At 39.4% G+C, this 24,868-nt stretch carries 21 protein-coding genes; 3 read left to right on the top strand and 18 right to left on the bottom strand.

Translation table 11 applies throughout. The features are described 5' to 3' along the window. Window positions 1-111 precede the first annotated feature (111 nt). Both SJY44_RS05935 and SJY44_RS05930 read right to left on the bottom strand, forming a co-directional pair. Window positions 112-5,664, bottom strand: a complete 5,553-nt coding sequence (locus tag SJY44_RS05935; protein WP_396591661.1) for a leucine-rich repeat protein — start codon at window positions 5,662-5,664, stop codon at window positions 112-114. Between the two features lie 709 nt (window positions 5,665-6,373). After that, on the bottom strand, window positions 6,374-9,211 hold the full coding sequence (locus tag SJY44_RS05930; protein WP_396591660.1) for a T9SS type B sorting domain-containing protein: 2,838 nt from the start codon (window positions 9,209-9,211) through the stop codon (window positions 6,374-6,376). A gap of 980 nt (window positions 9,212-10,191) precedes the next feature. Here SJY44_RS05930 and SJY44_RS05925 point away from each other — a divergent pair. From SJY44_RS05925 to SJY44_RS05915, 3 genes are all read left to right on the top strand, one after another. Continuing rightward, window positions 10,192-11,061, top strand: a complete 870-nt coding sequence (locus SJY44_RS05925) for a polyprenyl synthetase family protein (RefSeq protein ID WP_396591659.1) — start codon at window positions 10,192-10,194, stop codon at window positions 11,059-11,061. A 100-nt stretch (window positions 11,062-11,161) separates the two neighbouring features. Then, on the top strand, window positions 11,162-12,730 hold the full coding sequence (locus SJY44_RS05920) for an HAD-IA family hydrolase (RefSeq protein ID WP_396591658.1): 1,569 nt from the start codon (window positions 11,162-11,164) through the stop codon (window positions 12,728-12,730). A 6-nt stretch (window positions 12,731-12,736) separates the two neighbouring features. Further along, window positions 12,737-13,609, top strand: a complete 873-nt coding sequence (locus SJY44_RS05915) for a helix-turn-helix domain-containing protein (protein ID WP_396591657.1) — start codon at window positions 12,737-12,739, stop codon at window positions 13,607-13,609. A 67-nt stretch (window positions 13,610-13,676) separates the two neighbouring features. Here the strand turns inward: SJY44_RS05915 and SJY44_RS05910 are convergent, their stop codons facing one another. The 16 genes from SJY44_RS05910 to SJY44_RS05835 form a co-directional block, all read right to left on the bottom strand. After that, entirely contained in the window at window positions 13,677-14,396 is a 720-nt protein-coding gene (locus SJY44_RS05910; RefSeq protein WP_396591656.1) for a putative quinol monooxygenase, read from the bottom strand. A gap of 183 nt (window positions 14,397-14,579) precedes the next feature. Next, window positions 14,580-15,620: a hypothetical protein gene (locus SJY44_RS05905; protein ID WP_396591655.1), complete on the bottom strand. Its 1,041-nt coding sequence runs from the start codon at window positions 15,618-15,620 to the stop codon at window positions 14,580-14,582. Between the two features lie 29 nt (window positions 15,621-15,649). Beyond that, window positions 15,650-16,258 (bottom strand): ParB N-terminal domain-containing protein, encoded by a 609-nt coding sequence (locus SJY44_RS05900; RefSeq protein WP_396591654.1) that lies wholly within the window; start codon window positions 16,256-16,258, stop codon window positions 15,650-15,652. 4 nt (window positions 16,259-16,262) lie between these two features. Next, window positions 16,263-17,432, bottom strand: a complete 1,170-nt coding sequence (locus tag SJY44_RS05895) for a DUF3440 domain-containing protein (RefSeq protein WP_396591653.1) — start codon at window positions 17,430-17,432, stop codon at window positions 16,263-16,265. Window positions 17,433-17,599: 167 nt separating this feature from the next. Then, window positions 17,600-18,655 (bottom strand): iron-containing alcohol dehydrogenase family protein, encoded by a 1,056-nt coding sequence (locus tag SJY44_RS05890; RefSeq protein ID WP_396592121.1) that lies wholly within the window; start codon window positions 18,653-18,655, stop codon window positions 17,600-17,602. Window positions 18,656-18,690: 35 nt separating this feature from the next. Beyond that, on the bottom strand, window positions 18,691-19,149 hold the full coding sequence (locus SJY44_RS05885) for a PAS domain S-box protein (RefSeq protein ID WP_396591652.1): 459 nt from the start codon (window positions 19,147-19,149) through the stop codon (window positions 18,691-18,693). A 5-nt stretch (window positions 19,150-19,154) separates the two neighbouring features. Further along, complete coding sequence (locus tag SJY44_RS05880) at window positions 19,155-19,598, bottom strand: response regulator (RefSeq protein ID WP_396591651.1); 444 nt, start codon at window positions 19,596-19,598, stop codon at window positions 19,155-19,157. Between the two features lie 23 nt (window positions 19,599-19,621). Then, window positions 19,622-20,383: a LytR/AlgR family response regulator transcription factor gene (locus SJY44_RS05875; protein WP_396591650.1), complete on the bottom strand. Its 762-nt coding sequence runs from the start codon at window positions 20,381-20,383 to the stop codon at window positions 19,622-19,624. Next, window positions 20,380-20,520: a hypothetical protein gene (locus SJY44_RS05870; protein WP_396591649.1), complete on the bottom strand. Its 141-nt coding sequence runs from the start codon at window positions 20,518-20,520 to the stop codon at window positions 20,380-20,382. The genes SJY44_RS05875 and SJY44_RS05870 overlap by 4 nt, the downstream gene beginning before the upstream one ends. 353 nt (window positions 20,521-20,873) lie before the next feature. After that, a complete protein-coding gene (locus tag SJY44_RS05865; RefSeq protein WP_396591648.1) occupies window positions 20,874-22,007 on the bottom strand; it encodes an FG-GAP repeat protein in 1,134 nt (377 codons plus the stop codon). Between the two features lie 250 nt (window positions 22,008-22,257). Further along, window positions 22,258-22,476 (bottom strand): hypothetical protein, encoded by a 219-nt coding sequence (locus SJY44_RS05860; RefSeq protein ID WP_396591647.1) that lies wholly within the window; start codon window positions 22,474-22,476, stop codon window positions 22,258-22,260. 360 nt (window positions 22,477-22,836) lie between these two features. Then, on the bottom strand, window positions 22,837-22,971 hold the full coding sequence (locus SJY44_RS05855; protein ID WP_396591646.1) for a hypothetical protein: 135 nt from the start codon (window positions 22,969-22,971) through the stop codon (window positions 22,837-22,839). 81 nt (window positions 22,972-23,052) lie between these two features. Then, window positions 23,053-23,460 (bottom strand): hypothetical protein, encoded by a 408-nt coding sequence (locus tag SJY44_RS05850; RefSeq protein WP_396591645.1) that lies wholly within the window; start codon window positions 23,458-23,460, stop codon window positions 23,053-23,055. A gap of 18 nt (window positions 23,461-23,478) precedes the next feature. Beyond that, complete coding sequence (locus SJY44_RS05845) at window positions 23,479-23,775, bottom strand: type II toxin-antitoxin system RelE/ParE family toxin (RefSeq protein ID WP_396591644.1); 297 nt, start codon at window positions 23,773-23,775, stop codon at window positions 23,479-23,481. Continuing rightward, window positions 23,772-23,996: a type II toxin-antitoxin system ParD family antitoxin gene (locus tag SJY44_RS05840; protein WP_298924613.1), complete on the bottom strand. Its 225-nt coding sequence runs from the start codon at window positions 23,994-23,996 to the stop codon at window positions 23,772-23,774. Before SJY44_RS05840 ends, SJY44_RS05845 begins: the two co-directional genes overlap by 4 nt. Window positions 23,997-24,170: 174 nt before the next feature. Next, on the bottom strand, window positions 24,171-24,857 hold the full coding sequence (locus tag SJY44_RS05835) for an arylesterase (RefSeq protein WP_396591643.1): 687 nt from the start codon (window positions 24,855-24,857) through the stop codon (window positions 24,171-24,173). Between the last annotated feature and the right edge of the window lie 11 nt (window positions 24,858-24,868).

The following is a 24,868-nucleotide window of genomic DNA, read 5'->3' as shown; positions in this document are numbered from 1 at the left end:
CTGCCCACCTGCAGTATTGTGGGCAGGTCCGGAATGGCGCAAAGCCATATCATTATTCTACATTACAAATTACACAATCATTGTTTGTTCATTTATCTGTGGCAGTGTGGCTTATTGTATCATTACTCGCTTAACCACTCTCTCCCCAGCCTTGGTTTCTATTTCCAGCATATACATACCGCTTGGCAAATGGCTTACATCTATTTGTAAGGCGCGTGCAGAATGCACATGGGCACCCTGGGCATTGTATATATTTACCTGTTGTAACGCTTCACCATCACCCAATGCAATGTTGATGTAATCTTGTGCCGGGTTCGGGTAGACGCTGACATTGTTGCGCACATTACCTTTGGCACCATGGGCAAGTGCCACCGCATTTTCTACATGGGATGCTTTAGCACTGGTACCCTGTACCACGGCACTCTGTGCGGCCATCGCCGCTTCCGTAATGGATCTGAACCCGTGCCACCCATTATCTAAATACTCCTGTCTCTTGCCAATGGGCACGATCAAGTCTATTTGGTTACGGTCTGCATTTTGAAAGGCATCTGCATGGAGCGATGGGGGATCGGTGGCCTTTACAGTCACAGTCTCCAGGTTTGGGTTATTTTCAAAAGCCCCTTCCTCGATACTGGTGACACTGTCCGGTATGGTCACACTGGTCAGTCCATGGTTGTAAAAAGCTCTGCTAGCAATAGCGGTCACCGTGTAGGTGTGAAGGCCAAAATAATCCACTGTAGGGGGGATGGTCATCGCTCCCGTAATGTTATAGTAGTTGTATGGTGGCACCTTAACTTTATTAGGATTCAAGGAAGTAACTTCGTAATATATATTATCGACAGTGAAGCCTTGTGGTGGATCTGTTGTAATGGATGCGACGAAGGTCGTCCACCCTGCAGCTGAATATGCATCTACAGTGCCCAAAGGGACTATCAAGTTGATTTTTTTGTAAGTGAACGGAACGAAGAAGGCATTTTCATGGAACGATGGCGGAACGGTGGCCTTCATCACCACGATCACAAGGTCTTGGTTAACTGCAAAAGCATATTCTCCGATACTTGTTATACTGTTCCCTATGGTGACACGGGTCAATTCGTTGACCGAAAAAGCTCGATATCCAATACTGGTGACATTGTTGGGTATGATCACCTCGGTCAATCGGTTGTTATCAAAAGCCCACTCCCCAATACTGGTTACACCATCGGGTATGGTCACTTCGGTCAATTGGTTCCCTGAAAATGCATGATCTCCAATACTGGTCACACTGTTTGGTATGGCCACACTGGTCAATCCTTTATCTTTAAAGACTTCGTTACCAATAGCGGTCACCGTGAAGAGCCCATTAACTGTGTTTACTATTTCAGGAATGTTTACATGGGTGGCCGTACCCGTATAGTCTATAGCTTTTACAGTTTGGGGATTCGATGATGTGATCAGGTATGTGTAGCTACCTTTGGTAAAGGTATTTCCTGCGTCGTAGGGCTCTGTAATGGATCTGAAGCCCGTCCACTCTGCAGCCAGATATGCTTCTTTAGTGCCCTCGGGAACGATCACATCTATTTGGCTACGGCCTGTACCTTGAAAGGAAGTTGGATGCAGCATTGGGGGATTATCGGCCTCTACCCTCACCAAGCTCACAAAAGCAGGAGCGCCCACGCTAGAAAATCCCCCTATGCTGGTTACCGTGTACGTGTTCAGGCCGTGATCCACCGTTGTGGGGATGGTCAAACTGGAACTTGTGAAATAATAGTCCCCGGCCTCAACCTTATAAGGATTCAAGGAAGTAATCTTGTATACTATACTACCAACAATGAACGTGTCCCCGCGCTCCACAACTTCCGTGATGGATCTGAAGTCCGTCCAACCTGCATTTATATAATCTTGTCTCTTGTCCTTGGGAACGACCAGGTCTATTTGGTGACGAAGATCACTGTGCGTGCCTTGAAAGGCATTTGGATCCAGCGCTGGGGGATCGTTACGCTCCACCCTCACCAAGCCAAGGTTTGGGTTATCATAAAAGGCCTGGTACCCTATACTTTCCACACTGGCCGGTATGGTAACCTCGGTCAATTGGTTGGCGGCAAAGACCCATTGCCCAATACTGGTGACACCATCGGGTATGGTCACACTGTCTAATTGGTTGGTACCAAATGCACGTTGCCCGATACTGGTCACACTTTCGGGGATGACAACACTGGTCAATTGGTTTTTCCAAAATGCATCTTCCCCGATACTAATAACAGTGTTTGGTATGACAACACTGGTCAATTGTCTGCCAAAAAAAGCACTTTCCCCAATACTGGTCACCGTGTAGGTGTTTGTGTTTGGGACATGATCCACCGTTGGAGGGATGATCATCCCTCCTCCCGTAACGCTATAGCCTATAACCGCTACCTCTTTATCGGGGACTATTTCAGTAATTTTGTATGTGATATTATCGACACTGAAGGTGTCCCCAAGCTCTACAACCTCCTTGATGGATTTGAAGCCCGTCCACCCATGATCTAAATAAACTTGTCTCTTTCCCTTGGGAACAAACACATCTATTTGATGACGAAAATCGATGTTGTTTATTAAATCCCGAAAGGCATCTTCGTGGAGTGTTGGAGGATTGGAGGGCTCTACAATCAACGTAACAAGGTCTGGATTGACTGCAAAAGCCCATCCGCCAATACTAGTCACATTGCCCGGTATGGTAACCTCGGTCAATTGGTTGCCGGCAAAAACATAATCCTTAATACTCGTTACACTGTTCGGTAGGGTCACACTGGTCAAGGCATTGCCTTCAAAAGCACCATTGCCAATACTGCTAACGCCTTCGGGAATGGTCACGTTGCTCAATTGGTTGTTCAGAAAAGCCCGTTCCCCAATAGTGGCCACACTATTCGGTATGGTCACACTGGTCAAGTCGCTGTTTTCAAAAGCACCATCGCCAATACTGATAACCTCAAAGTCATTAGGCCCATAGGTTATGGTTTGGAGGATGTTTATACTGGTAGCCGTACCCTCGTAACCTTCAACCCTCACGGTGTTGAGACTACCAAGTGCCGTTATTTTATAGGTAATGCCTTGAACTGTAAAGCTGTCGTTAATCTCCAGTTCTTCCGTGATGGATTTAAAATCCGTGCCCCAATCGGTTTCATAAGCGGTCTTGATGCTACCGGCTGGGGTACCTTTGGGCACTACCACATCTATTTGGTCACGGTTTCCAAAGGTGTTTGTTTGAATTGATGGGGGATCTGCAGCCTCCAGTACCACTATGGCAAGGTCCGGATTGCCGTTAAAAGCATTGGCACCAATACTGGCAACGCCATCGGGAATGGTCACATGGGTCAATTGATTAAAGACAAAAGCTTCATCCCCGATACCGGTAACGCTAAAGTCATTGCCCCCTCTAGATATGGTCCCGGGTATGGTAAGATTCCCTGTATTTGTATTGTTCGTTATGGTGACCGTCTTGGTGGAACCCAGCCCCGTTACTTTATAGGTGATCCCTTCAACTGTAAAGGTATCGTTAATCTCCAGTACTTCCGTGATGGATTTAAAATCCATGCCCCAGTTGGTTTCATAAGCGGTTTTGGCACTACCGGCAGGGACACCTTTGGGGACTATCACATCTATTTGGTTTCGGTTTCCAAAGGAGCTTGTTTGAATTGATGGGGGATTTGCGCGCTCTGACACTACTGTGGCCAATGGGTTGTTGGCAAAAGCACTATTCCCAATACTGGTCACACTACTTGGTATGGTCACACTAGTCAATTGGTTGTTCTCAAAAATACCACCCCCAATACTGGTCATACTGTTCGGTAGGGTTACACTCGTCAATTGATTATGACTAAAAGCATTATCCCCAATATGGGTTACACTGTTAGGTAGGGTTACAATCGTTAATTGGTTATGCATAAAAGCATTATCCCCAATACGGGTTACACTGTTCGGCAGGGTCACACTACTTAATTGATTCTTAAAAAAAGCATAATCCCCAATATGGGTTACACTATTCGGCAGGATTACACTCGTCAATTGATTACTATCAAAAGCGTCATCACCAATACGGGTAACCTCAAAGCCATTAGGCCCATAGGGTACGGATCCGGGTATGGTAAGGTCCCCTGTATTTGTATTGTCTATTATGGTGACCGTGTTGGGACTGCCAAGTGCCGTTACTTTATAGGTAATGCCTTGAACTGTAAAGGCGTCGTTAATCTCCAGTTCTTCCGTGATGGATTTGAATCCTACCCACTCGGCATGGTTCTGATAACTGCCTAGGGCACCCCTGGGCACCACCACATCTATTTGGTTACGGTTTCCAAAGGTGTTTTCTTCTATTGATGGGGGATCTGCAGCCTCCAGTACCACTGTGGCAAGATTCAGATTGCCGTTAAAAGCATTGGCACCAATACTGGTAACGCCAACGGGAATGGTGACACGGGTCAATTGATTAAAGGTAAAAGCTTCATCCTCGATACCCGTAACATTAAAGTCATTGCCCCCTCTGGTTATGGTCCCGGGGATGATAAGGTCCCCAGTATTTGTATTGTCCGTTATGGTGACGGTGTTGGTGGAACCTAGCCCCGTTACTTTATAGGTAATGCCTTCAACCGTAAAGCTCTCGTTAATCTCCAGTACTTCCGTGATGGATTTAAAATTAAAGCTGTCCCAAGCTGGCGTATAATTATCTAATGCACCCTTGGGAACAAACACATCTATTTGATTATGGTTTCCAAAGGTGTTTGTTTGAATTGATGGGGGATCTGTACGCTCCAGCACCACTGTGGCCAATAGATTGTTGGCAAAAGCATTTTCCTTAATACTGGTAAGGCCTTCGGGAATGATCACACTGGTCAATTGATTGCCTGAAAAAGCACTGTTACCAATACTGGTCACACTGTTGGGTAGGGTCACATCGGTCAAGTCGTTGTTTTCAAAAGCACTGTTACCAATACTGGTCACAGCACAGTCCTGCCCATAAAACACCGTACCGGGTATGGTTATATCGGTATCCGTTGAGCTACCGGTCCTGCCGGTCACCGCCACTTTTCCAGGGTTTACGGACGTTATTCGATAACCAATACCGTTGCCCGTAAAGGCTGTTCCTACCCCAAATTGCGTGATGTCCTTAAAAGCATACCTATTGCCCCAAGCAGGATTACTTTCATAAGTGGTTTTGTTACCAACGGGTACCACTACTTCTATTATACCCAGATTTGAAAAAGTATCATTTGCGGGAAGGCTTGGAGGTACATTGGCCAATACCAGTACGCTGGTCAGGGGGTTGTCCTTAAAAGCACCCGTCGCAATAAGGGTAACGTTTTCGGGAATGGTCACACTCTCCAAGGTGGTGTTCCTAAATGCATCGGTCCCAATAATTTTAATACTGTTGGGGATTCTCACACTGGTCAAGGCCTTGTCCTTAAAAGCATGGGGACCAATAACGGTAACGCTAAAGTTATTACCCTGATAGGTTACGGTTTCGGGCATTGTCAGGGCTCCTCCTGTATTTGTACTGCTTTGTATGGTCACTTCTTTGTTGAGGACAAGTTTCGTTACTCGATACGTGACATTGTCATAAGTAAACACGTCACCCAATTGTTGCCCATAGCCGATAAGGCCCGCCAGGACCATAAGAATCGTAGATACTATTAATTGTAGTTGTTTTTTCATAATTCGTTTTTTAAATCGTTTGGTTATTGAAAAATCAGCATACAGGGAAAAATATCCAAAAATTAGTGCCAAACCTCTTTATAATTGGGATGTAACGGAGTGTTTCTGGGATTTTGGAAAAGGGATCGGATGCGGTTCCGGGGCGCTGCTTTTAAAGTGGATACTAAGGACATAGACCTTCAAACCTATCTTTACTTTATCCATAAAAGTGCCCACATTTTTTAAACAGGACGGTCAGTGTTGGCAGCATTCATTTCAATGAGTGGATTTAATTTTTTTGTGACAGAGAAAACTCTAACCGGGCCAAAAAGAAGCTAAAATGTTATGAAGGCAAAAAACCTGGGCACGAAATATGGGTTTTATGGGATTAGTGGTTTGCCCGTCGCATGGTATTGATTTCATACCATTTGGTTAAAATACACCTTTTGAAGTTCTGAAGGGTTCAAACCCTTTTCTTTGTGACCATGCCAGGATTCTGGTGTTCCAGAGGATGCGGAGATTTTATAGGTTCTAAAAGTTACTTTACAAAATCTGTTGACCGAATGGTTGACGGTCTATTTGTGCAAATGATGCCATTTGACCTTCAGTAGTAAAAATAAGAATTGATAATTTAGGATTTGCCTTTGTTATTTTTGGTGGGGATTACGTGTTGACGGGGCAATCCTGAAAATTCATCACTATATCCTACTGCAAGTTAATTCAATATTATTTACCGTTTTAAAGAAAAGTGCCCTTGAAACTGTTTTTTGTTGCCAGATGACGGGTGATCATAAATTAAGTTAAACCAATAATCAGAACTGGGCATATCGTTGCCATTATAGGTGCCTTCCCACCCTAAATCATCAGGTTTTAATACTTTTAACAGTGTTCCATACCTATCACGAATATAAACATAGGGATTTAGTTGTGTGTCCAAACCCGAAACATGCCAAGTGTCATTGTTGCCATCTCCGTTAGGTGTAAGAAATAAAGGATATTCAAATACCAGTATTACATTACTTATCATACTACAGCCATTTTTATCCCTGGCTTGAACTTCGTGAATGCCAATGCCCACATCGGTAAATATACTATCCTCTTGCCAAGAGCCGTTATCCAAACTATATTCATAGTCGCCTGTTCCGATGGTCTTAGCTTCAATCGTATGATTCCCAGAAAATGCTTCGGTACTCCATGCCAGATCCAGTGTGGACAAGTTTTCCACTATTGTGGTACTGAACAAACTGAAACAAACCGTTGACGGAGCTTCGTCATATACCATTACGGAGTATTCACCCTCTTGGGTTGGAATGATGCTCGGCCCTATTTCATCTGGTAGTAAGGTACCTTCATAGAACCATTCAAAGCTGTAATTTGCTCCTGATAATCCGGTATCCACGACCAGTGGTTGCTCAGAGTCGTTCCTTGGGGCACAATAGTACTCATCCAAATCTATAGCTGAAAATAGATCGTTCACTCGTAAAGGCACTTCATTTACCGCATAACATTCATTGGGTTGCAAGGTAAAACTTACCCTAGCATAAATGGTTTGCGCATAAGTTCCGCTGTTTTCATAAAGAGTTGGTAGGAGGTTTATGTTATCTAGGGCGTCGTCTACACTATAGTGGTATGTTATGCTGTATTCATCAGGGTTTTGTCCATCATAAATTTCTTCGTTCAATAGTGTTAGGTCAAACAGGTAAAAACCATCATTAGTTTCAAAATCATCACAAACTTCGTATACTATTAATTCACCATCTTCATTGGCCTTTGCCCCTTCGTAAACGCCAATGTTAAAACTTGTATTGGTATTGGAACAACCCGTAACGGTGTTGGTAATGGCTACGAAGATTTGTTCTGGATTGCTCAAGTTGGTATACGGGCCGGATATAGGATTCGTTGAATTGTCGGCATCCTCTTGAGTGGCAAAATATGCCACATCAAATAAAATAGGGTTCCTGCCGTTTAAAATCTCCTCATCTTTTTGGGTCAAATCAAAATCAAGCCTATAATCCGTTTCATTCTCGCAAATCCATAAATCTGTTAATTCCACGGCATCTGCCCCTGGAATTACTTGTAAGATATTCTCGGAAATGGAATAACAAACTGCATCGGCATTGTTTTCCACACGAACATAGATAACCTGAGTAGTGGCCATACTATTGGTATATGCATTGGGCAATGGTTGAATATTGGCATCGGCATCGGCAAAACTGGCGTGATAAGAAACTGTATATTGGGAGGGATCCAAGGATCCCAAGAAATCTGAATTCATAGTGGACAGGTCAAACTGGGCAAAACCATCAGTAGCATTAAAATTATCACAAATTTCATAGGTAAGTGTTGTAGTGGGAGGTGGCGGAAATACTTCAACGATAAAGCTTCCTGTGTCATAACATGCTGTATTGTCACTATTTTCAATACGTACATAAATTGTTTCTTGTTGAAAGGCGGTCGTATTGGTGTAGATCAAGGGTAATGCATTGGTTCCGGAAGCAGCATCGTTCGAACTGCTGTGGAAGGTGACATTAAATTCAGATTCGGATTGTCCATTGAGCGCCGTTGCCTGTAGGGACTCCAAATCAAAATTCCAGAAACCATCAATCTGATTATCGGTATCGCAAATGCTTTGTGGCGGGATGCTGTTTGCCACTGGCACTGTTCTATAGAAAACGTTTATAACATCAGTGTCAGAGTCTTGCGAATTACTGGTAACGGTAACGCGGTAGCTACCAGAGCTGGAAACACTCAAGACATCCATACCATTTGTACCCGGAATAGGAACGAACCCCGTACCATCATCATATTCCCAACTAAAATCTGCAAAATTGGGATTATTGTTTGGATTGGCATCAAGGGTTGTTGAGAGGTTGCCAGTATCGCATACATCCACATCCGGGCCTAAAATGCCGTCCACTTCCAATGTAAAGCAAGTAATGGCTCCTGCAGAGGACTGTCCCGAATTGGTTTGCTGTATTTCTATGAGTCCCAGTCCGCCGTGAAAATTGGTTACGAGCAAGATGTAATATTCCCCTGACTGTGCGCCGGGTATAGTAAGTGTTTCAGACGAAAGATTGTCATAACTGCAATCAATAATGTTGGAATTGTCCAAATCATTGATATAATAATTTGGCTGAAATGTATTATCAGGACAGTTAGGACAGTCGATGGTAATATCATCGCAATTCCCTTCTCTGGAATTAAACGGTCCCCAAGCTACAAAATCAACATCAAGCCCTGAGCCAATACCATCATTATTAATACCATCATTATTGTCATCTTCCCATTGGTTGATTTGAAATATCAAATCACCTGAATCACCGACTCTAAAATAAAACCAAGATGGTCCCGGTGTGCTATTTAAGCAGGCTATTTTAACAGGCACCTGTTGTCGATTTGTATTGTTTTCGAAAAGGTATGTTCCTGTATTTTCTACACAAATAGCGCCAAGGTCATTACAAGTTATGCCGCCGGGTAAACTAATTTGTTGTGCCCATATAGCATTGGCCCATAACATTGTTATATAGAGAAAAAAAGAAGGTTTACAATATTTAATCACTATGTTCATTGTTTGCTGAGTAGCGTGTAGTGGAATCGTATCGTGCCAACTTTGGCCGTTGCCGGTATACCTTAATATTGAAGAGGCTATTTTGCTTTCATAACAGTACGACGATTTTTTTAATATTAAGTTTAGATATAAGAAATGATGATTTGAAAAAAAAGTGATGATTGAGATTGAATTAGGTATGAATCAGCATATATGTGGGATTTAGGATTGGGTTGTTGGCCGTTTATTGTTTGAGATCAAAGATTAAAAGTGCAAGGGAGAATTGGTGAAATTCGTGTCCATTGATTTTCTTGGGTCTTTGGCTATTCGGTCAACACCGTTGACCGAATTGTTGACGTTAGGAATCATATCAATTTAAATTTTATTATCGTCCAAAAACAACGAAACCTTGCGAATCATAGATTTTACAAGGTTTTTTATTCGTTTGGAGTCTCCTCCCGGCAATCTCTGAAGCCTTCAAAACGGGTAAGTTTTTATTGCCACTAGACTTCGTTATACTTAAGCCATTGTTTTTAGGTTTCTTTGGCATAGTTGAAATAGAACAATTTTCTTCCCAAGGCCAAGTTGTTTCAGGTTCAACAAGTATTCCCCCATGATCATTGTTTTAATTTTTTTCCCCTCTTAAAAGAATTACAGAAACTTTTTGAACTATTGATAAGGGAATTCATGTCATCGGTGAGGAGCAGAAAATTTTGAGGGTTACGAAAGGGCTCATCGCAAGGATGAGCCAACTTTAAAACATCTTGGTTTTAGGGAAATTAATCCTTGATTGTATACTTCGAAAAATTATCTATACGAAATGGAAAATTGTCCATGTACTGGATTACACAGAGCAGGTATTTTTGTGAATGAATACGTTAATTAACTGAATTTTAAAACAATTATTGATATTTTTTCTTACAATTATTGTGCAGTACATAGCATTCTTAGATGTTGTACCCCCAAAATCTATAAAATCCTTTTTAAAAACTTAACTGAAAATGGAAAAACTAAAAATTGCCTTAAGAAAAACTAAGTCAAAAATAGATACAACTTTTAAAAACATAAAATTCCCCGGCAATAACATACTGGAATCCACAAATGAAGCTAAGTACTATATGCTAAATTTGGGGGATGGCGGAAAAAGAATAAGACCGGCCATTGTTTTGGCAATTGCCGAGGGATTTAATGGAAATCAAGACCAAGCGTTTGAATTCGCAAAAGCAGTAGAATTTATACATACATATACCCTAATCATAGATGATATACAGGATGATGATGCTATTAGAAGAAACGCACAAACCTGCCATATAAAATATGATGTAAATACGGCAATCCTTGCCGCTTCAAGGCTCTTTGAAGAAGGGTTGTATCCATTTCATAAATATTGCGAGAACATCGAACTTTTTCGAAAGCTAAACGATCAACTACATAAAGGCCAATGTGCCGATTTAAATGCTGAATCTTGGGAAGAAGACATGTTGTCGGTACAGCATTTACAGTTTATACACTCAGGAAAAACAAGTGCACTCATTCAAATGGCAATTTTAGGAGGATGTATTTCCAGTGAATTGTCAGAACAGCAAACAGGCAAATTATTGGAATACGGATATTACTTAGGACTGGCATTTCAAGCAAAAGATGAAATTCTAAGTAAAACCGAAACAGCTGAAGCATTAGGAAAACCTGCAGGAGACCTAGCAGATGAAAACAAGCTAACCTATCCTTCACTTTATGGTTCCGTTGAAAATGCTCAAATAGAAGCCAATAAACTATCTGAAAAGGCTATGTCTTGCTTGGATGAATTTGAAAAAGAAAATGTCGCCATTTTATTGGAACTTGCAAAATTCACCGTTCAAAGGAAAAGATAATATTATCCTAAAATAACCCACCGAAGCTTTTTGATCATAAGAAAAAGAAGAACCATGATACGTTACATACCATATGTTTCATTAATTAAACCCCAATATCATGAAAGAGCTTCCAGCCCCAGAAGTAGTAACCCATTTTACCGAATTATTAAACACTTTAGATGCTTATGACACTATTATTTTTGATTTAGGCGATGTCCTTTTAAATTGGGACTCCATTCACTTTACATCAGAAACAAAAGGAATAGACGATGTAAGGAAAATGGTAAATCACCCACTATGGCAAGATCTGGAAAAAGGTCTGATCAATAGGGAATTAGCACTTACCCTGTTAAGTTGCGAACTACAAACACCCTATAGTAAGCTAAAAGAATTGCTTGAGTTAAGTGTTGCCAGTTTAAAAGTCAACGAGCCCATGTTGGAGGTACTTAAAACCTTGCATGAAAGAAATAAAAAACTATACTGTCTTTCCAATGTAGACCAGGAATCATTCTCTTATTTGTACGCAAACTTTGATTATTGGAAGTACTTTGATGGTATATACGTATCCGCTTTGTTGCAACTTAGAAAGCCCGATGAAGCTATTTTTCAATACATGATTTCAAGTGCCTCCATAAACCCAAAAACGACGGTTCTTATAGACGACAAATCCGAAAATCTACAGCAGGCAGCAAGCTTTGGAATAAGTACCGTAAAGTATACAAAAGATGATATTGAATATACCCGCATTGAAAAAGAAGACAATGGAAGTCTTCAAGATATAAACCATCATGTAATCAAAAAGAAGGTATCGGGAGAGGCCTATTTAAATAGTCGATTACGTGATTTCCCATTCTGCAAAAGTTTTGTGAGCAATGGGGTAGCGTTAATGCGAAGTGAAGATTTTTCCAAAGAAATATTCTCCACCGCGGTCATTTTACATTCCTATTCGTCGCTTCCCAATGATGTCATAGCGTCCATGTCCTGTGAGATTCTTAATCATGATGGAAAAAATAAACTACGTTGGTGTTTTTATAAAAATGAAGCTAGACCAGAAAATTTCCCTGATGATCTGGATACCACATCAATGGTATTGTCATTTCTGTTAAATAATAAAAAACTCTCCAGGGAGGAGGTGGTTCCCGTCGCGGAACAAATGATAGGCAACAGAAATGAAGACGGTATCATTCAGGTGTATTTTGATGATAACAGACCTAGAATAGACGCCATTGTAGCCATAAATGTATTGTATTTAATGCACCAAATTGGATATGGAGCGCGAGAAGAACTAAAAGAAACACAAGCTTTTGTATACGATTTTTTAACAACTCAAAAATACCTCAACGGCACACGGTATTACCCAGCACCAGATGTGTTTTTGTTTTTCCTGTCCAGGCTGGTGGTCGATTTCCCCAGTACGTTTCAGAAATTTCATAAACCACTTACAGAAATGCTGATATTGCATATCAATAGTTCATCGTTTCCATTAGAACGTGCTTTAAGGGTTATAGCATTAAAAAGGTTGGGAATTGTTAATAGGGCAGACTTTTTAGGATTATTGGACGGTCAATTGGAAGATGGTGGGTGGCCTATGTACGGACTTTTTATAGCACCAAGATCTAACACCTATTTTGGAAGTAGGGAACTTAGTACAGCCTTTGCTTTAGAGGCTATAAATGTAATGAGTTAAACGTAAATGAAAATTATGGTACAGATTCTTATCAATAAACAAAACGATGAATTGGCATTTAGGTTGGAACGATTCAATGACTTAAACCAATTTGGTCATATACAGCGCAAAAATTATTACTCTATCATTCTATTACGTGGTGCTAATTTTAAATTAAAAGTGGATTTTTCAGAATATCAGCTCAAAGCGAACCATATGATTTGCTTATCGCCATATCAGCCATTTATGATTACTTCAGATGAAGAATGTTCGGGATTTCTATTAAATTTTCATCCCGATTTTTTCTGTACCTATAGGCATCAAAATGAAATAGAAACGGAAGGCGTACTTTTTGGCAATTTTCATGGTTTACCTTTTTTTAAACTATGTGAAGAAGAATTATTCTCTAACCTTATGAATCAAATTTCTAGGGAAATGGATAGGGATTACATAGCACAACACGAGGTGCTGGTTGCTTTTTTGAAAGTGTTTCTAATTGAAGCCGTGAGACAAAAAAAGAAATTTGATGAAGATACCGTGTTAAAATTTGCCGATAGACAATCAGAAGTTTTGCAAAACCTTGTAGATGCTATTGAAGGTAATTACACCAAGCTGCATGCACCGCAAGAATATGCGGATATTCTATGTACAAGTTCTAAAACCTTGGCAGGGATAGTAAAAAAATATTTAAATCAAACACTAACATCTTTAATTACCAATAGAATTATTATAGCGGCCAAAAGAGAACTTTATTTAACATCAAAACCTGTAAAACAGATAGCAGCAACATTAGGCTATGAAGATGAATTTTATTTTAGTCGATTCTTTAAAAAGAAAGTCGGAGTGTCGCCCAATACCTATAGAAAAACGGTAGGCTTTGCCAAACAAGAAAAACTATAAGCAGATCTTAAAAAAAGGAGCATCAATTGAGACGCTCCTTTCGTTTTCTTTTTCAAGGTTGTTACAATTATTTAGAAGCAAGAATATCTATCTTTTGAATAGCCGTAGCTTCGAAATCTTTCAGAATAACAGGAGCGTTTTCCATAAGGGCAGCTGCTACTTTACCCTTTAGGTGTGCATCCCTTCCAGAGTCTTCGGCAAAAGTGTCGAATATAGCGTATGTTGTATCGTCTAATTTAAAAGCATACCATGATAATGTTTCCGGCTCATCATCTACCAATTGCTTCCCTACCTTTAGAAAACGTTCTACAGCTTCAGAGTTTCCTGCTTTAGCGTTCATAATAACCAACAGACCTTTATTTTGTGTTCCAGGCTTATGGTTAGAGGCAATCATATTAACGGGTTCAATGCCCACGTTTACATCAAAGTTTTCCAGTAGACTGTCAGCATTGGCCAATAAAGCTTTGGCAACCTCACCTTTTAAATGGGCTTGCCTGCCGGCTTCTACTTCAAATGTGTCATATATTCCAAAAGTATTTTTATCTATTTGAAAGGCAAACCAAGATACTGTTTCAGGCTCTTGAAGTACTAGCGGTAATCCACTGAATAGAAAGTCTTTAACAGCTTCAGCTTTACCTGCTTTGGCTTTCATGGTAACTAATAGTCCAATGGTTTCTTTTTTTGTGTTTGTCATAATACTACTGTTTTTGGTTTTAGGAAATAGTTGAATTGAAAACCCTAGAAGCAATACAAAGATTGCCAGTTTAAAAGGAGTTCTTGTTTTCATGTTTTTTAATGTTTTGTTACGGTGCAAATTTGCTGTAAAAGGGAAAATCCTGGAATGGATACCTGTAACTAATACATGGACTATTTTACACAAATGAAAACAAGTGTAAACACTTTGGCATAAAATTACCGGAATGCTCCGAATGACAATTCAACCAAGGTTTACGCCATTTAATCAATTGTGCTATTTTTTATAATTGGCCAGGTATTTATTAAAGGTGAGTATTGCTAATATTGAAAGTAGAATACCCATAAATAATGTAGGTATTTGTATTATTTTTTTATACCGTAAGTCATTTATTAATACTCCCCTATTGGGGAAATCAGAAATTGTATTAATGATATTTTTTGTATTTGCCTTCTCTATGTTTACCTCAGTTTTCTCTTCTTTTAATTTGTTTATTTCTTTGAACAGCTCTAATTCTGGGATTTTCTCTATTTTACTGTTATCTGCCAAATTAATATTCGTTGTTCCTTCCGTTTGTTGCGCTTCTAAAACTCTTATTTCCTTGTAAAGCGATTGTAATTTATCGATTTCCTCTAGCTGCTTACTTACCATAGTATCCCTAACTGTCAAATTATCATCATTAACCTTTTTCTGAAGCTTGAAATATTCATTATTTTTTATAGAGGTTACTATCACCTTTTGGCATTGCTTTGCAGTTTCAGGTGCCGTCGCTTCTATTTGAATTTTGTGAAACTCTGCATTAATTTCATTAAAGTTCTTTAAGTAATCCTGATAATTTATGTTCTTTCGTGTAATAGAATCCAAATCTTTAATAAACTCATCAAACTGTTTAATCTTTTGTACTCTATCCGTTAATGCGGTTATTTCAATATTTGTTATACTCTTTGCTGCCAACTGGGAAATACGCAATACTTTTGCCAACTCTTCAATTCCTCCTTCCTTTGCCAATTGATCGTAAAATTCAATGTTATTATATAGTTGCCGTACACTGTTAAAATTAGGCTGTACAATCATAGAAGATTTGTATACACGCAATGTATTATAATCTAAGTAACCACCAAGCCCCATGCCTAATATAGCCGCCAAACAAAACTTAAAAAAATGAAATCTAAGGAAGAGGATACATGAAATAAAAAGGTCATATAAGGCTTTTAAACTATTATAAATACGGTTACAAAACGTATTAATTGCGTTTCCTATAAGTTTGAATAGTTGTCCTAAATCTATTTCTTCCGATGTGTTTTCTTTTGTGTTCATAGTATTTTGTTCAGTTATAAGATGGCAACTCAACGCCATGATTGAGAATAATCACCGTCTTTATATAATTCTCCAAGACCTTTGAATTGTTTGAGCCTTAGTACCTCATCCGCATCCATTCCCAAGGCTTCCATAATTTTTGAAGACGACCAACCATTGGCCGATAACGTTTTTACCACCTTACCTATTTCTCCTATTTGATGTTTTCCCCTAGCTCTATTATGCTGTATGGTGGCCACTATTCGTTCTGTTTTGGGAAGATCTAATATCACTACTGGTACTTTATGGTCCAATCTATGCTGCAATACTTTACTTTTTTTAATAAGGTTCCAACGGTGGTATCCATCAATTAACATATAGTGTTGTTGTTGTTTAGCTGATACCACCAAGGGCAAAGTGATGCCATGGTCCAGCATAGAACGGAGTAACAAATGCTTTTCTGGAGTGGCCATTTTATTGGGATTATAGCCATTTGGTAAAATGGTATTTATGGGTACCCACAGCAGTTTTGAAACGGGTTCTTTGTACTGATCAAAGATTTCAGAGATCTGATCGATGAGTACTGTTTTCCCTTCTTTTGTAATCTCTTGACTTTTTTTTAAAATATCTAGGATATCTTGCTTTATGTTTTTGTCCATTAGGCTATCTTTTAGCATACAGGGTTTCATATGTTTTTTTGGTTTGGGTAAAACCCAGGCTACGGCACCACCAGTCGTTTTTGATGATACATTTACATATTCTTCTCCAAGATGGTAGCTTTCCCGAATTCTCCAATTTTAAGTTGCCCTGGTCCGGGACGAGCTCTAAAGAAAATCCATTGTTCTCCCACCACCTGAGAAAGGTTTTTATTTTACCTGCATAATGGTTTCTGGTGATTTCTGGCATGGACTGTAGTAAAAGATAGGTGTACCTTTTCCATGTCAGGCCTTCGGGAAGTACTACTTTAATCCTTCCAAGAACAGCAGTTTTACTGTAATACGCACCAAAATTAACGCCATGTACACGTCTTACCACCTTATTCCACGTTTCTGGTTCGATTTGGTGGTAGTAGGCCAAACTTTGACGCTGATCATCGCCATAGGGTTGGCAAATACGCATTTTATGGATGGAGATTCCGCATAAATAAAAATAGTCGTAGAGTTTATTGTACTTTATTTTTTTCTTGCCCACATAACGCCAGATATCCTCGGTTCGCCAATCGTAAATAGGGTATGAAAACACCAAGCTTTCCGACGCTTTACTCATCCAGTTTCTTCCGCGCCAACCGTTGGTGGTTACCGAAAAGAACCTGTTTAAACTTTCGTCCGATCGAATTCCCAATAAGCATGTGGAGGACTCGCCATTTGAAAACCAATTGCCCCATTGGTATACAAAATCTTCGAATTCCATTCCAAAACGAAAAAAGGGATAATAGTCCTGGTCTGATATTACTTGGGGATGCTGTGGCATGGGACGAATCCAATCCTTGGATTGTTCAGGGTCCCAACAGCGCCAATGGGGCTGAAAAACACTCACTGAATTTCTCAGATTTAAAGGCAGACACACCCAATGTAGGTTGATTTCTTCTGAATTTAACGCCACCTCTTCAATATGCTCAAGAGTGGTATTATATTGTCCTTCCAAATCAACAAATAGGACATCAAGAGGTAAGCGATTTTCGGATTTGGCTATTTCTAAGGCCAGATGTAGCATAACAGTGCTGTCTTTACCCCCACTAAATGCCACATATATCTTTGGGAAGGTGTTAAATATATCTATCATACGCTTTTTGGCAGCGATATGGACATTTTCTTCCAAATAGGATTTAGGCATTCCAGACTTTGATTAATTATTGAAATAGTTTTTTAAGCGTATTCTAAATTGTTTGTTTTAAAACCATTTAATGATCGAATATTCGATCTATAGCAGGCGCTATTATTTTGATGTTGGGTATGGAACGAGATCCATGGCCAGATGGTTTCATGTTTCCACGGTCCACCTCATATTTTTTCGTAAATAGATCTTAGTTTTTCTCGGTCTATATAATTTCTCCAATCCTTGCCCAAGGCATTTTCCCAAAGAGGTTGCATTGCCATGGCCACTCCGATCATGGTATCAAAGTCTTCATCACTTAGTCCTGCACAAATGCCCTGCGGCATAACAATACCCCGTTTTTCTTGCATTTGGTTGAAGAGCCTGACACCTAAGGGATAAAACTCATCAAGGTGCTGAAAAACCAGACAATTTCCGATACCGTGTTTAACCCCTAGCAAATACCCCAAACCATAACTCATGGCATGTGCCGCCCCCACCTGGGAATATGCTATGCTCATTCCCCCATGCCACGAAGCCATCATTAATTTATCCCTGGATTCTTCAGGGGTCGGTTTGCCAAGAAACACGTCTTTACAAAGCTCAAGTGCCTTCTCACCATAGCTTTGGCTAAAAGCGTTTAAATAGGTTCCATTAAGGGATTCTATACAATGTATAAAACAGTCCATTCCTGTATAGAACCATTGCTCCTTGCAAACACCTCGCGTAAGATTGGGATCCAGAATTACCTGATCAAAGGTCGTATGGTCGGAATTAATTCCCAATTTTTTTGCAGGCCCTGTCAACACGGCCGTTCTGGATACTTCCGCGCCGGTACCGCTAATGGTGGGAATGCCAACATGGTATATGGAAGGTTTTTTGACCAAGTCCCACCCCTGATAGTCAGCTGAACTGCCCTCGTTTGTCAACGCAACCGACACTGCTTTTGCCAAATCCAATAAAGTGCCTCCTCCTATACCGATAACGCCCGACGGAAGTATTGAGAATTTCCTTTGGATTTTTTGAACCAATGCATCGACTTGTACTGTCTTTGGTTCCTCATTTGTAGAAACGAAAATGATTTGATCATTGCATACTAATGGAATTTTTGTTGCTATCTCTGATTCTTTGAAAACATCATCCACCAAAAAAATAAATGGAGCGCCCTGATGCTTTCTTTTGGGCAACAAAATATCACTCAATTGATTAAAACTATCTTTTCCGAACACTACTCTGGGAACCATGGGAAAGTTCCGATACTTTACAGCTTTTGCACCAATCACTTTCTTAGCCGTCGTGAGGAGGTTAGCAATTCTTCCTTGATTTGGTCCAAAAACATTTGTTCCTTGGTCATATCGGATATAATGCAATGAAAAGCAATTGCTCTTTTGTTGGAGTCATATATGGCCGAAGTGCTGATCCAAACAATCTTTATCTGCCCACTTGGCTTTGTGATTTCCAACTCAAAATCATCAATATGGCCCTTCAGCTCCGCAAGCTCGAGCATGATCATAAACCTTTTTTTATTGTAATCCGATAAAAAATCATCTACGTTTAATGTTTTCTCCTTATTATTTCCAAGCCCCATCAATTCCATACACTTGGAGTTGTATCCCAGAATCCCTCCCGTAAGATTTAAAACTAAGTAACCTTTGGGTAGCGTTTGGAAAATACTCGTTTCGCTCTTGTCCGTTAAGCGTAACATTAATTTATCTAAAGCTGAACTATCCTGATTCATAATAATTAGTTCTTTATGGGTTTAACAACTGTCAATACTGGTAAAAGGGGGGTCAGGTTTGCTTCCCAATATTGAATCAATACCTTCAACATATGGGTAAGTACCTTATAATCGTTCGGCTTGACCATATAGCCCGCAGCGCCGCTTCTATAGCATTCCATGGCAGTTTCCACACATTCCACGGTAGTCAACACCACTATGGGGATATGGCTGAACCAATCATTGTAAAGCTTATACTTCACTTCTTTGATGAAATCCAAACCATCCATCTCGGGCATATTAAAGTCCACGACAATCACATCCGGCAAAAAAACTCTGGAACGAATCAAGTCAATTGCTATCATTGGGTCGTCTAAAACCCTGATTTCATGGCCTTGGCCAAATTGACCAAGTGCCCTTTTCAATACCATCAATTGGACTTTGTTATCGTTAATAAATAAATAATTCATGGTTTTACGTATTTCTCAGCACACTACTGTATCATTTCATTAAACAATGGCACGGCATTTAAAATGTCAGGTTTGTACCTATTTGACATCAAGGGTCGAAATTTGTTCAAACCTTTAATATGGACACTATTGCCAACTATTCTATCAACCTTGTTGATATTGATAACAACAGATCTGTTTATCCTATAAAATTGCTTTGGTAACACTTCCAGTGCAGCTTGTAATGTCTGTCTGATCAAATGTTTTCTGTCGGATAAATACACGGTGATATAATTCCGATCACTTTCCAAACATAGGATTTCACATAAATGAAATTTGATGAGCGAATATCCTTCTTTTAAAAAAAAACCATCCGTATGGCCCAGTTCATGCTTTCTTTCCAAATCTATATCCATAACAATATTTTTGGAGCTCCTCAGAAAATTATCATCGTTATTGCTTTCGGTCAGGTCATTAAAATCCATAAAAGGGCGAAAAAAAATTCGATATAGATTGACTGCCTTACTTCCATTTTGAGTTTCGATGTTTTGCGAAATACTACTGTAGAAGCTAATCTTGGATTTATATCTATGAAATAAGTGATAGCAGACAATATCATTTCTAAGTGTGGCGAAAAAAAAATAATCAATCAGAATAAAATCATATTCACTCTCCTGTTCCGACAACCACATTTCTTTCCAGCATAAAAAAACCTTATGTCTATGTACTCCGTTAATTCGCAAATCGTCCAACAACGCGATACACTCCTCTCTTTTTCTAGTTAAAATTGCCACTCTTTCTTTCATAAAGGCTCATGATCTTTTTTGACAGCTCCAATATCCCCATATCCCACTTCTTCCTTTTTTTTTAATTTCTTGGTGCGTACTGTTGAAATGATCCACAGCCCGATATATACCAATAAAGCAGCTATATAATTTTCCAAAACAGCTTATATTTTAATTTTCCATATCATTCTTGAATAAATGCATAGCTTAATTATTCATCAACAAAACTATTTTCATTACCCAAGCCGATACATAGATGATTTTCTATTTGCCATGGATGATTCTTCCATATCCATACCGCTCTAATGTTTTTCTTTACCCATCTACTGTTAAAACGAAAGGAACCACTTCCGTGTCTGTCATTTATCATGGGCTTGACAGACTCCTTTTTTATACCACACAACCAAAAAGCTTATTTAAATGACTGCACGCAGGGACCATTGCATTATTCATTCTTTCATGACTTAATTGTTTTACTAAGGCTTAAGCATAGACATATAAGAACTCCAGACTACAAACCTCTACTACTCCCTTTATGCACGTCAGCACTTATCCGTGTCCAATTCCAAGAATTTGTTTTATCATTTTCATAAATGCGTACATGACCGATTCCCACCGTTTGCCCTGTATCATCATTACTATTTTTCTCATAGGCTCCTACAACCACAATGGAATCATTTCTGGATACATCCACACTTAATCCCGATAAATCATCATTGGTTTCCTTACCATCAATATCAGACCCTATCTGGACCCAGTTCCCAGAATCATTTTGATAAACACGCACACAGCCCCGTCTTTCTCCATTATTGTTGTTTACGTAAGCTCCTATGGCCACAATAGCACCATCATAGGACAAACCCACACTCCACCCTAAAAAATCACCTATTGCCTTACCATCGATATCATCACCAACCTGCACCCAGTTTCCGGAAATATTTTTATATACGCGTACATAACCAGGCCGTCCTGCTCGGTGAGCTCCTATGGCAACCATGTCACCATCACCGGATAAACTTACACTTGTCCCAAAAAAATCTTTTGTCCTCCGGCCATCAATGTCGTCACCTATCTGGCTCCAAACTCCTTTATAATTTTTATAAACACGGGTATGCCCAGAGTTTTTACCGTTACCATTGTTGAAAATAGCGCCTACAGCCACAGTAGTACCGTCACCAGATAAGCTCACACTATAGCCCGACCAGTCCCCTGCAGCTTCTCCATCGATATCGGAACCTACTTGGTTCCATGTGCTGGCCGCATACTCATAAACACGCACATGCCCCGAGTTTTTACCATTGCCTTCATTGAGAACAGCCCCTAAGGCAACCGTAGAACCGTCACTTGATAAGCTTACACTATAGCCGGACCAATCTCCGGCTTCCTCCCCTTTGATGTCCTGGCCTATTTGGCGCCAATCCCCAGAGTTGTTTTTATAAACATTTACATGACCCGATTCAAGGCCGTTGCCATTGTTGTGATGCGCCCCAATTGCCATAGTTGTACGGTCATCTGACAAGCTCACACTATATTGGGAAAAATCGCCCATTACCTCACTGATATTGGCTCCTGTTTGTGATTGTCCATAACCAGATACGCTTATTGTAATCCAAAAAATCGCAGAAACATGCCATAATTTTCGCATTTTTTTCCATTTAATAGATGACAAAGGTTAGTCCTAGTTCGTTGATTCGTAGAATTAAAGTGTCAATTCATGTTAAATTGAGGACTAAACGTCTAATACTTGGGATAAGTGAAATAAGTTTCCGCTGAGAATACATTTGGGTTCAACATCAGGTATATGGTCAACTTATGTATAGTGCACCTCCAAAATCAAAGATTATCAACTCTTTAAGCCTTGTGTTATTTATAGAAAATCTTTGCACTTATGCAACTCATATTATACCCTGGTGCCAAGAATTCAATGCAGTATATGTTATTGTTATTTGATATGGCTGAATAGGTCGATTCAGCCAGTTTTGAAGTTTTTTTCTGAAGTTGTTCTTGGCCATTACCCGTAACAGCCTATCCTCAATAAAAGCCCTTTCAAGATCAAGCTCATTCCGGATTCCTCCAGGAAGAAGAGCCTTGTTCAAATCGAATTCAGTTTCCATAATCAGTAAGTTCAATTCCATTAAACCATTTCCAAAAGTATAACTAAGTATTCGATAATTCTCCCAGCATAGGACACAGGTTACCTTTTTAAGTTGGTAAAAATTCCTTTAAAGCTGTTCGGGTTTACAGGACTATCTTTATATATATTTCAAATATCTGTTTATCAGATAGTTAAATTAATAAGTGATAATATCGGCGGGCTCATAACCCGAAGGTCGCTGGTTCGAGTCCAGTCCCCGCTACTACAAAAGAAAAGGCTTCTGATTTCTCGGAAGCCTTTTTTAATTTCTACCTAAAACTAATTTTATATACAGTATTCCCCTGAAAATCTTTGCTATATAAATATTGATTGATATGTATCAATCAATAGTAGCATAATGTCTTAGGTACTCTACTGGTGGTTTTAGTATCAATATGGCCTCAAAAGCTTCCTCATTGGTCAAAGCCTCTACAATTACATGCATAATTTTACTCGCCGTCAAACCAATTTTCATCTTGTATTTTAGTTTTTTAGAATTTTTCTAATATACATTATCTAAATCTGTGTTATGCATCGTTTATTCAAACTTATATATTCATTGCTTTAAAAATTCCCTGCATTTATCACAATAAATTACATCAACATTTTTGGGATAGCTAAACCTTTCTAAATCCCTTGGAGCATTTACATTCGCCATTGGGAAAAATTCTTTTTCCTTTTCATTGGAAAAATTGGAGCTTATTGAATTCCCATCTACAATTGGAACATTGTCATTCTTTAGTTCATAATTATGAACAGGACAATGGTTGAATATCTTGTGAGCTTGTCTCAATTCTATTGGCTCCAGGTCATATTCATTTGTAAATTCCTTCAATAATTGTTCTTGCCAGAAGAAAAGTCTATTTCTTAATGGGAATGCTTCATAAAGAGTCAGAATGAAGTGATTATATTTATCATTTCCCACATATTTTTCAAAACTCGTTCTGATTTCTCCAGTAGTCATTTATCGTTTATTTGAACTTTATTCCAAGAACCTAATCAAATCTCGCCCACCATACAAAACCCTTACAATACGAAGTTTGCCTTTTAGTTTTCTATAAAAAATAATATGTGAAATGTAAGGCAGGCTATATAGGCCTTTTTTGATGTCGCCCCTCTCTCGACCGATATCAGGGTTATCACTTAATTGATCAAAGTGTTCTTCTAAACCAATCAGGTATTTGATAGCCTGGGTGTTACCAAATTTATGTTCGCCAAACTCAAAGATTTCATTTATATCAGCAGCGGCCTCTTCAGAGAGAACGTAAGTATATGTCATACGTTTTTCTTGGACGCTATTATTTGATTCATAGATAGTTTGCTGTCTGGGCCATCCCACCCTTTCTCGATTTCCCTTCGAAGGTCTTGGATAACTTTTTCTCTATAAATTCCGTGCAACCGAAGAGCATCCCTGATTACTTCACTATTATTTTGATACTCCCCAGAAGCAACCTGCTCGCTTATATACTCCTGCTGTTTTTTGGTGAAACTAATGTTCATGTCCTACTAAATTTACAACTAATATAACAAATAATGTCCATATAAGACATATTTGGACATTATTTGTAATGATCCTGGAAAGATTTGACAATCGTTTCCTCATCCTTTATTTGAACTTTAATTCATCTTTTTCATTAAAAGAATAAGAAACTACATAATTCGAAAAATAGTGGTCTATTGCAACAGCTGTTGTAACACCGCCCAAACATTGTCCCTTACGATTTGATGTCCCTTCGGGGTAGGGTGTATCCCGTCTTCCAAATTCAGCTCAGGAATACCTGCAACCCCATCCAACAAAAAAGGAATCAAAGCGATTTGATTTGCTTCGGCCAACTTGGGAAAGGTTTTGCGAAACTCCGTAGTATATTCTGGGCCCATATTGGGTGGAATTTGCATGCCTGCCAGTACAATTTGGGTATCAGCATTCTTTTTTCTTACTAAATCAATCATTGCTTGCAAATTCTTGTGGGTTTCAGATATGGGAATACCGCGAAGTCCATCGTTCGCACCTAGTTCCAACACAAAAACATCGACCTTTTGGTTCAATACCCAATTCAAACGGTTACGTCCGCCAGAAGTGGTCTCCCCACTTAGCCCTGAATTGATTACGGTATAATCGAGACCTAACGAATCCAAACGGTTTTGGATAAGCGCTGGAAAAGCCTCTTCCAGTTCCAAACCGTAACCTGCGGTAAGACTATCCCCAAAGAATAAAATCACTTTTTCGGAGGTTTCTTCGGCAACGACATTTTCTGTATTACTATTGCCATCTGATACATCTGAGGCTTTTTTGGGGGCATCACGACAGGAAATTAGGTATAAAATCAGAAAAAAATAACGAAACTTTAAGAGGTCTTGCATAGGTTACGGGC

Origin of the sequence: Allomuricauda sp. R78024 (assembly GCF_044596045.1) — a bacterium.
In the GTDB taxonomy this organism is placed as follows: domain Bacteria; phylum Bacteroidota; class Bacteroidia; order Flavobacteriales; family Flavobacteriaceae; genus Flagellimonas.
This window is presented reverse-complemented; position numbering and strand designations above follow the sequence as displayed.

What these genes read in the sequence shown, in the direction of transcription:
- SJY44_RS05865 (WP_396591648.1), bottom strand. Translation starts at nt 22,007, where the DNA reads ATGCGAAAATTATGGCATGTTTCTGCGATTTTTTGGATTACAATAAGC.
- SJY44_RS05840 (WP_298924613.1), bottom strand. Translation starts at nt 23,996, where the DNA reads ATGAACATTAGTTTCACCAAAAAACAGCAGGAGTATATAAGCGAGCAG.
- SJY44_RS05925 (WP_396591659.1), top strand. Translation starts at nt 10,192, where the DNA reads ATGGAAAAACTAAAAATTGCCTTAAGAAAAACTAAGTCAAAAATAGAT.
- SJY44_RS05930 (WP_396591660.1), bottom strand. Translation starts at nt 9,211, where the DNA reads ATGAACATAGTGATTAAATATTGTAAACCTTCTTTTTTTCTCTATATA.
- SJY44_RS05860 (WP_396591647.1), bottom strand. Translation starts at nt 22,476, where the DNA reads ATGGAAACTGAATTCGATTTGAACAAGGCTCTTCTTCCTGGAGGAATC.
- SJY44_RS05890 (WP_396592121.1), bottom strand. Translation starts at nt 18,655, where the DNA reads ATGGTTCCCAGAGTAGTGTTCGGAAAAGATAGTTTTAATCAATTGAGT.
- SJY44_RS05885 (WP_396591652.1), bottom strand. Translation starts at nt 19,149, where the DNA reads ATGAATCAGGATAGTTCAGCTTTAGATAAATTAATGTTACGCTTAACG.
- SJY44_RS05915 (WP_396591657.1), top strand. Translation starts at nt 12,737, where the DNA reads ATGAAAATTATGGTACAGATTCTTATCAATAAACAAAACGATGAATTG.
- SJY44_RS05845 (WP_396591644.1), bottom strand. Translation starts at nt 23,775, where the DNA reads ATGACATATACTTACGTTCTCTCTGAAGAGGCCGCTGCTGATATAAAT.
- SJY44_RS05880 (WP_396591651.1), bottom strand. Translation starts at nt 19,598, where the DNA reads ATGAATTATTTATTTATTAACGATAACAAAGTCCAATTGATGGTATTG.
- SJY44_RS05905 (WP_396591655.1), bottom strand. Translation starts at nt 15,620, where the DNA reads ATGAACACAAAAGAAAACACATCGGAAGAAATAGATTTAGGACAACTA.
- SJY44_RS05875 (WP_396591650.1), bottom strand. Translation starts at nt 20,383, where the DNA reads ATGAAAGAAAGAGTGGCAATTTTAACTAGAAAAAGAGAGGAGTGTATC.
- SJY44_RS05920 (WP_396591658.1), top strand. Translation starts at nt 11,162, where the DNA reads ATGAAAGAGCTTCCAGCCCCAGAAGTAGTAACCCATTTTACCGAATTA.
- SJY44_RS05900 (WP_396591654.1), bottom strand. Translation starts at nt 16,258, where the DNA reads ATGGACAAAAACATAAAGCAAGATATCCTAGATATTTTAAAAAAAAGT.
- SJY44_RS05895 (WP_396591653.1), bottom strand. Translation starts at nt 17,432, where the DNA reads ATGCCTAAATCCTATTTGGAAGAAAATGTCCATATCGCTGCCAAAAAG.
- SJY44_RS05850 (WP_396591645.1), bottom strand. Translation starts at nt 23,460, where the DNA reads ATGACTACTGGAGAAATCAGAACGAGTTTTGAAAAATATGTGGGAAAT.
- SJY44_RS05935 (WP_396591661.1), bottom strand. Translation starts at nt 5,664, where the DNA reads ATGAAAAAACAACTACAATTAATAGTATCTACGATTCTTATGGTCCTG.
- SJY44_RS05910 (WP_396591656.1), bottom strand. Translation starts at nt 14,396, where the DNA reads ATGAAAACAAGAACTCCTTTTAAACTGGCAATCTTTGTATTGCTTCTA.
- SJY44_RS05835 (WP_396591643.1), bottom strand. Translation starts at nt 24,857, where the DNA reads ATGCAAGACCTCTTAAAGTTTCGTTATTTTTTTCTGATTTTATACCTA.
- SJY44_RS05855 (WP_396591646.1), bottom strand. Translation starts at nt 22,971, where the DNA reads ATGAAAATTGGTTTGACGGCGAGTAAAATTATGCATGTAATTGTAGAG.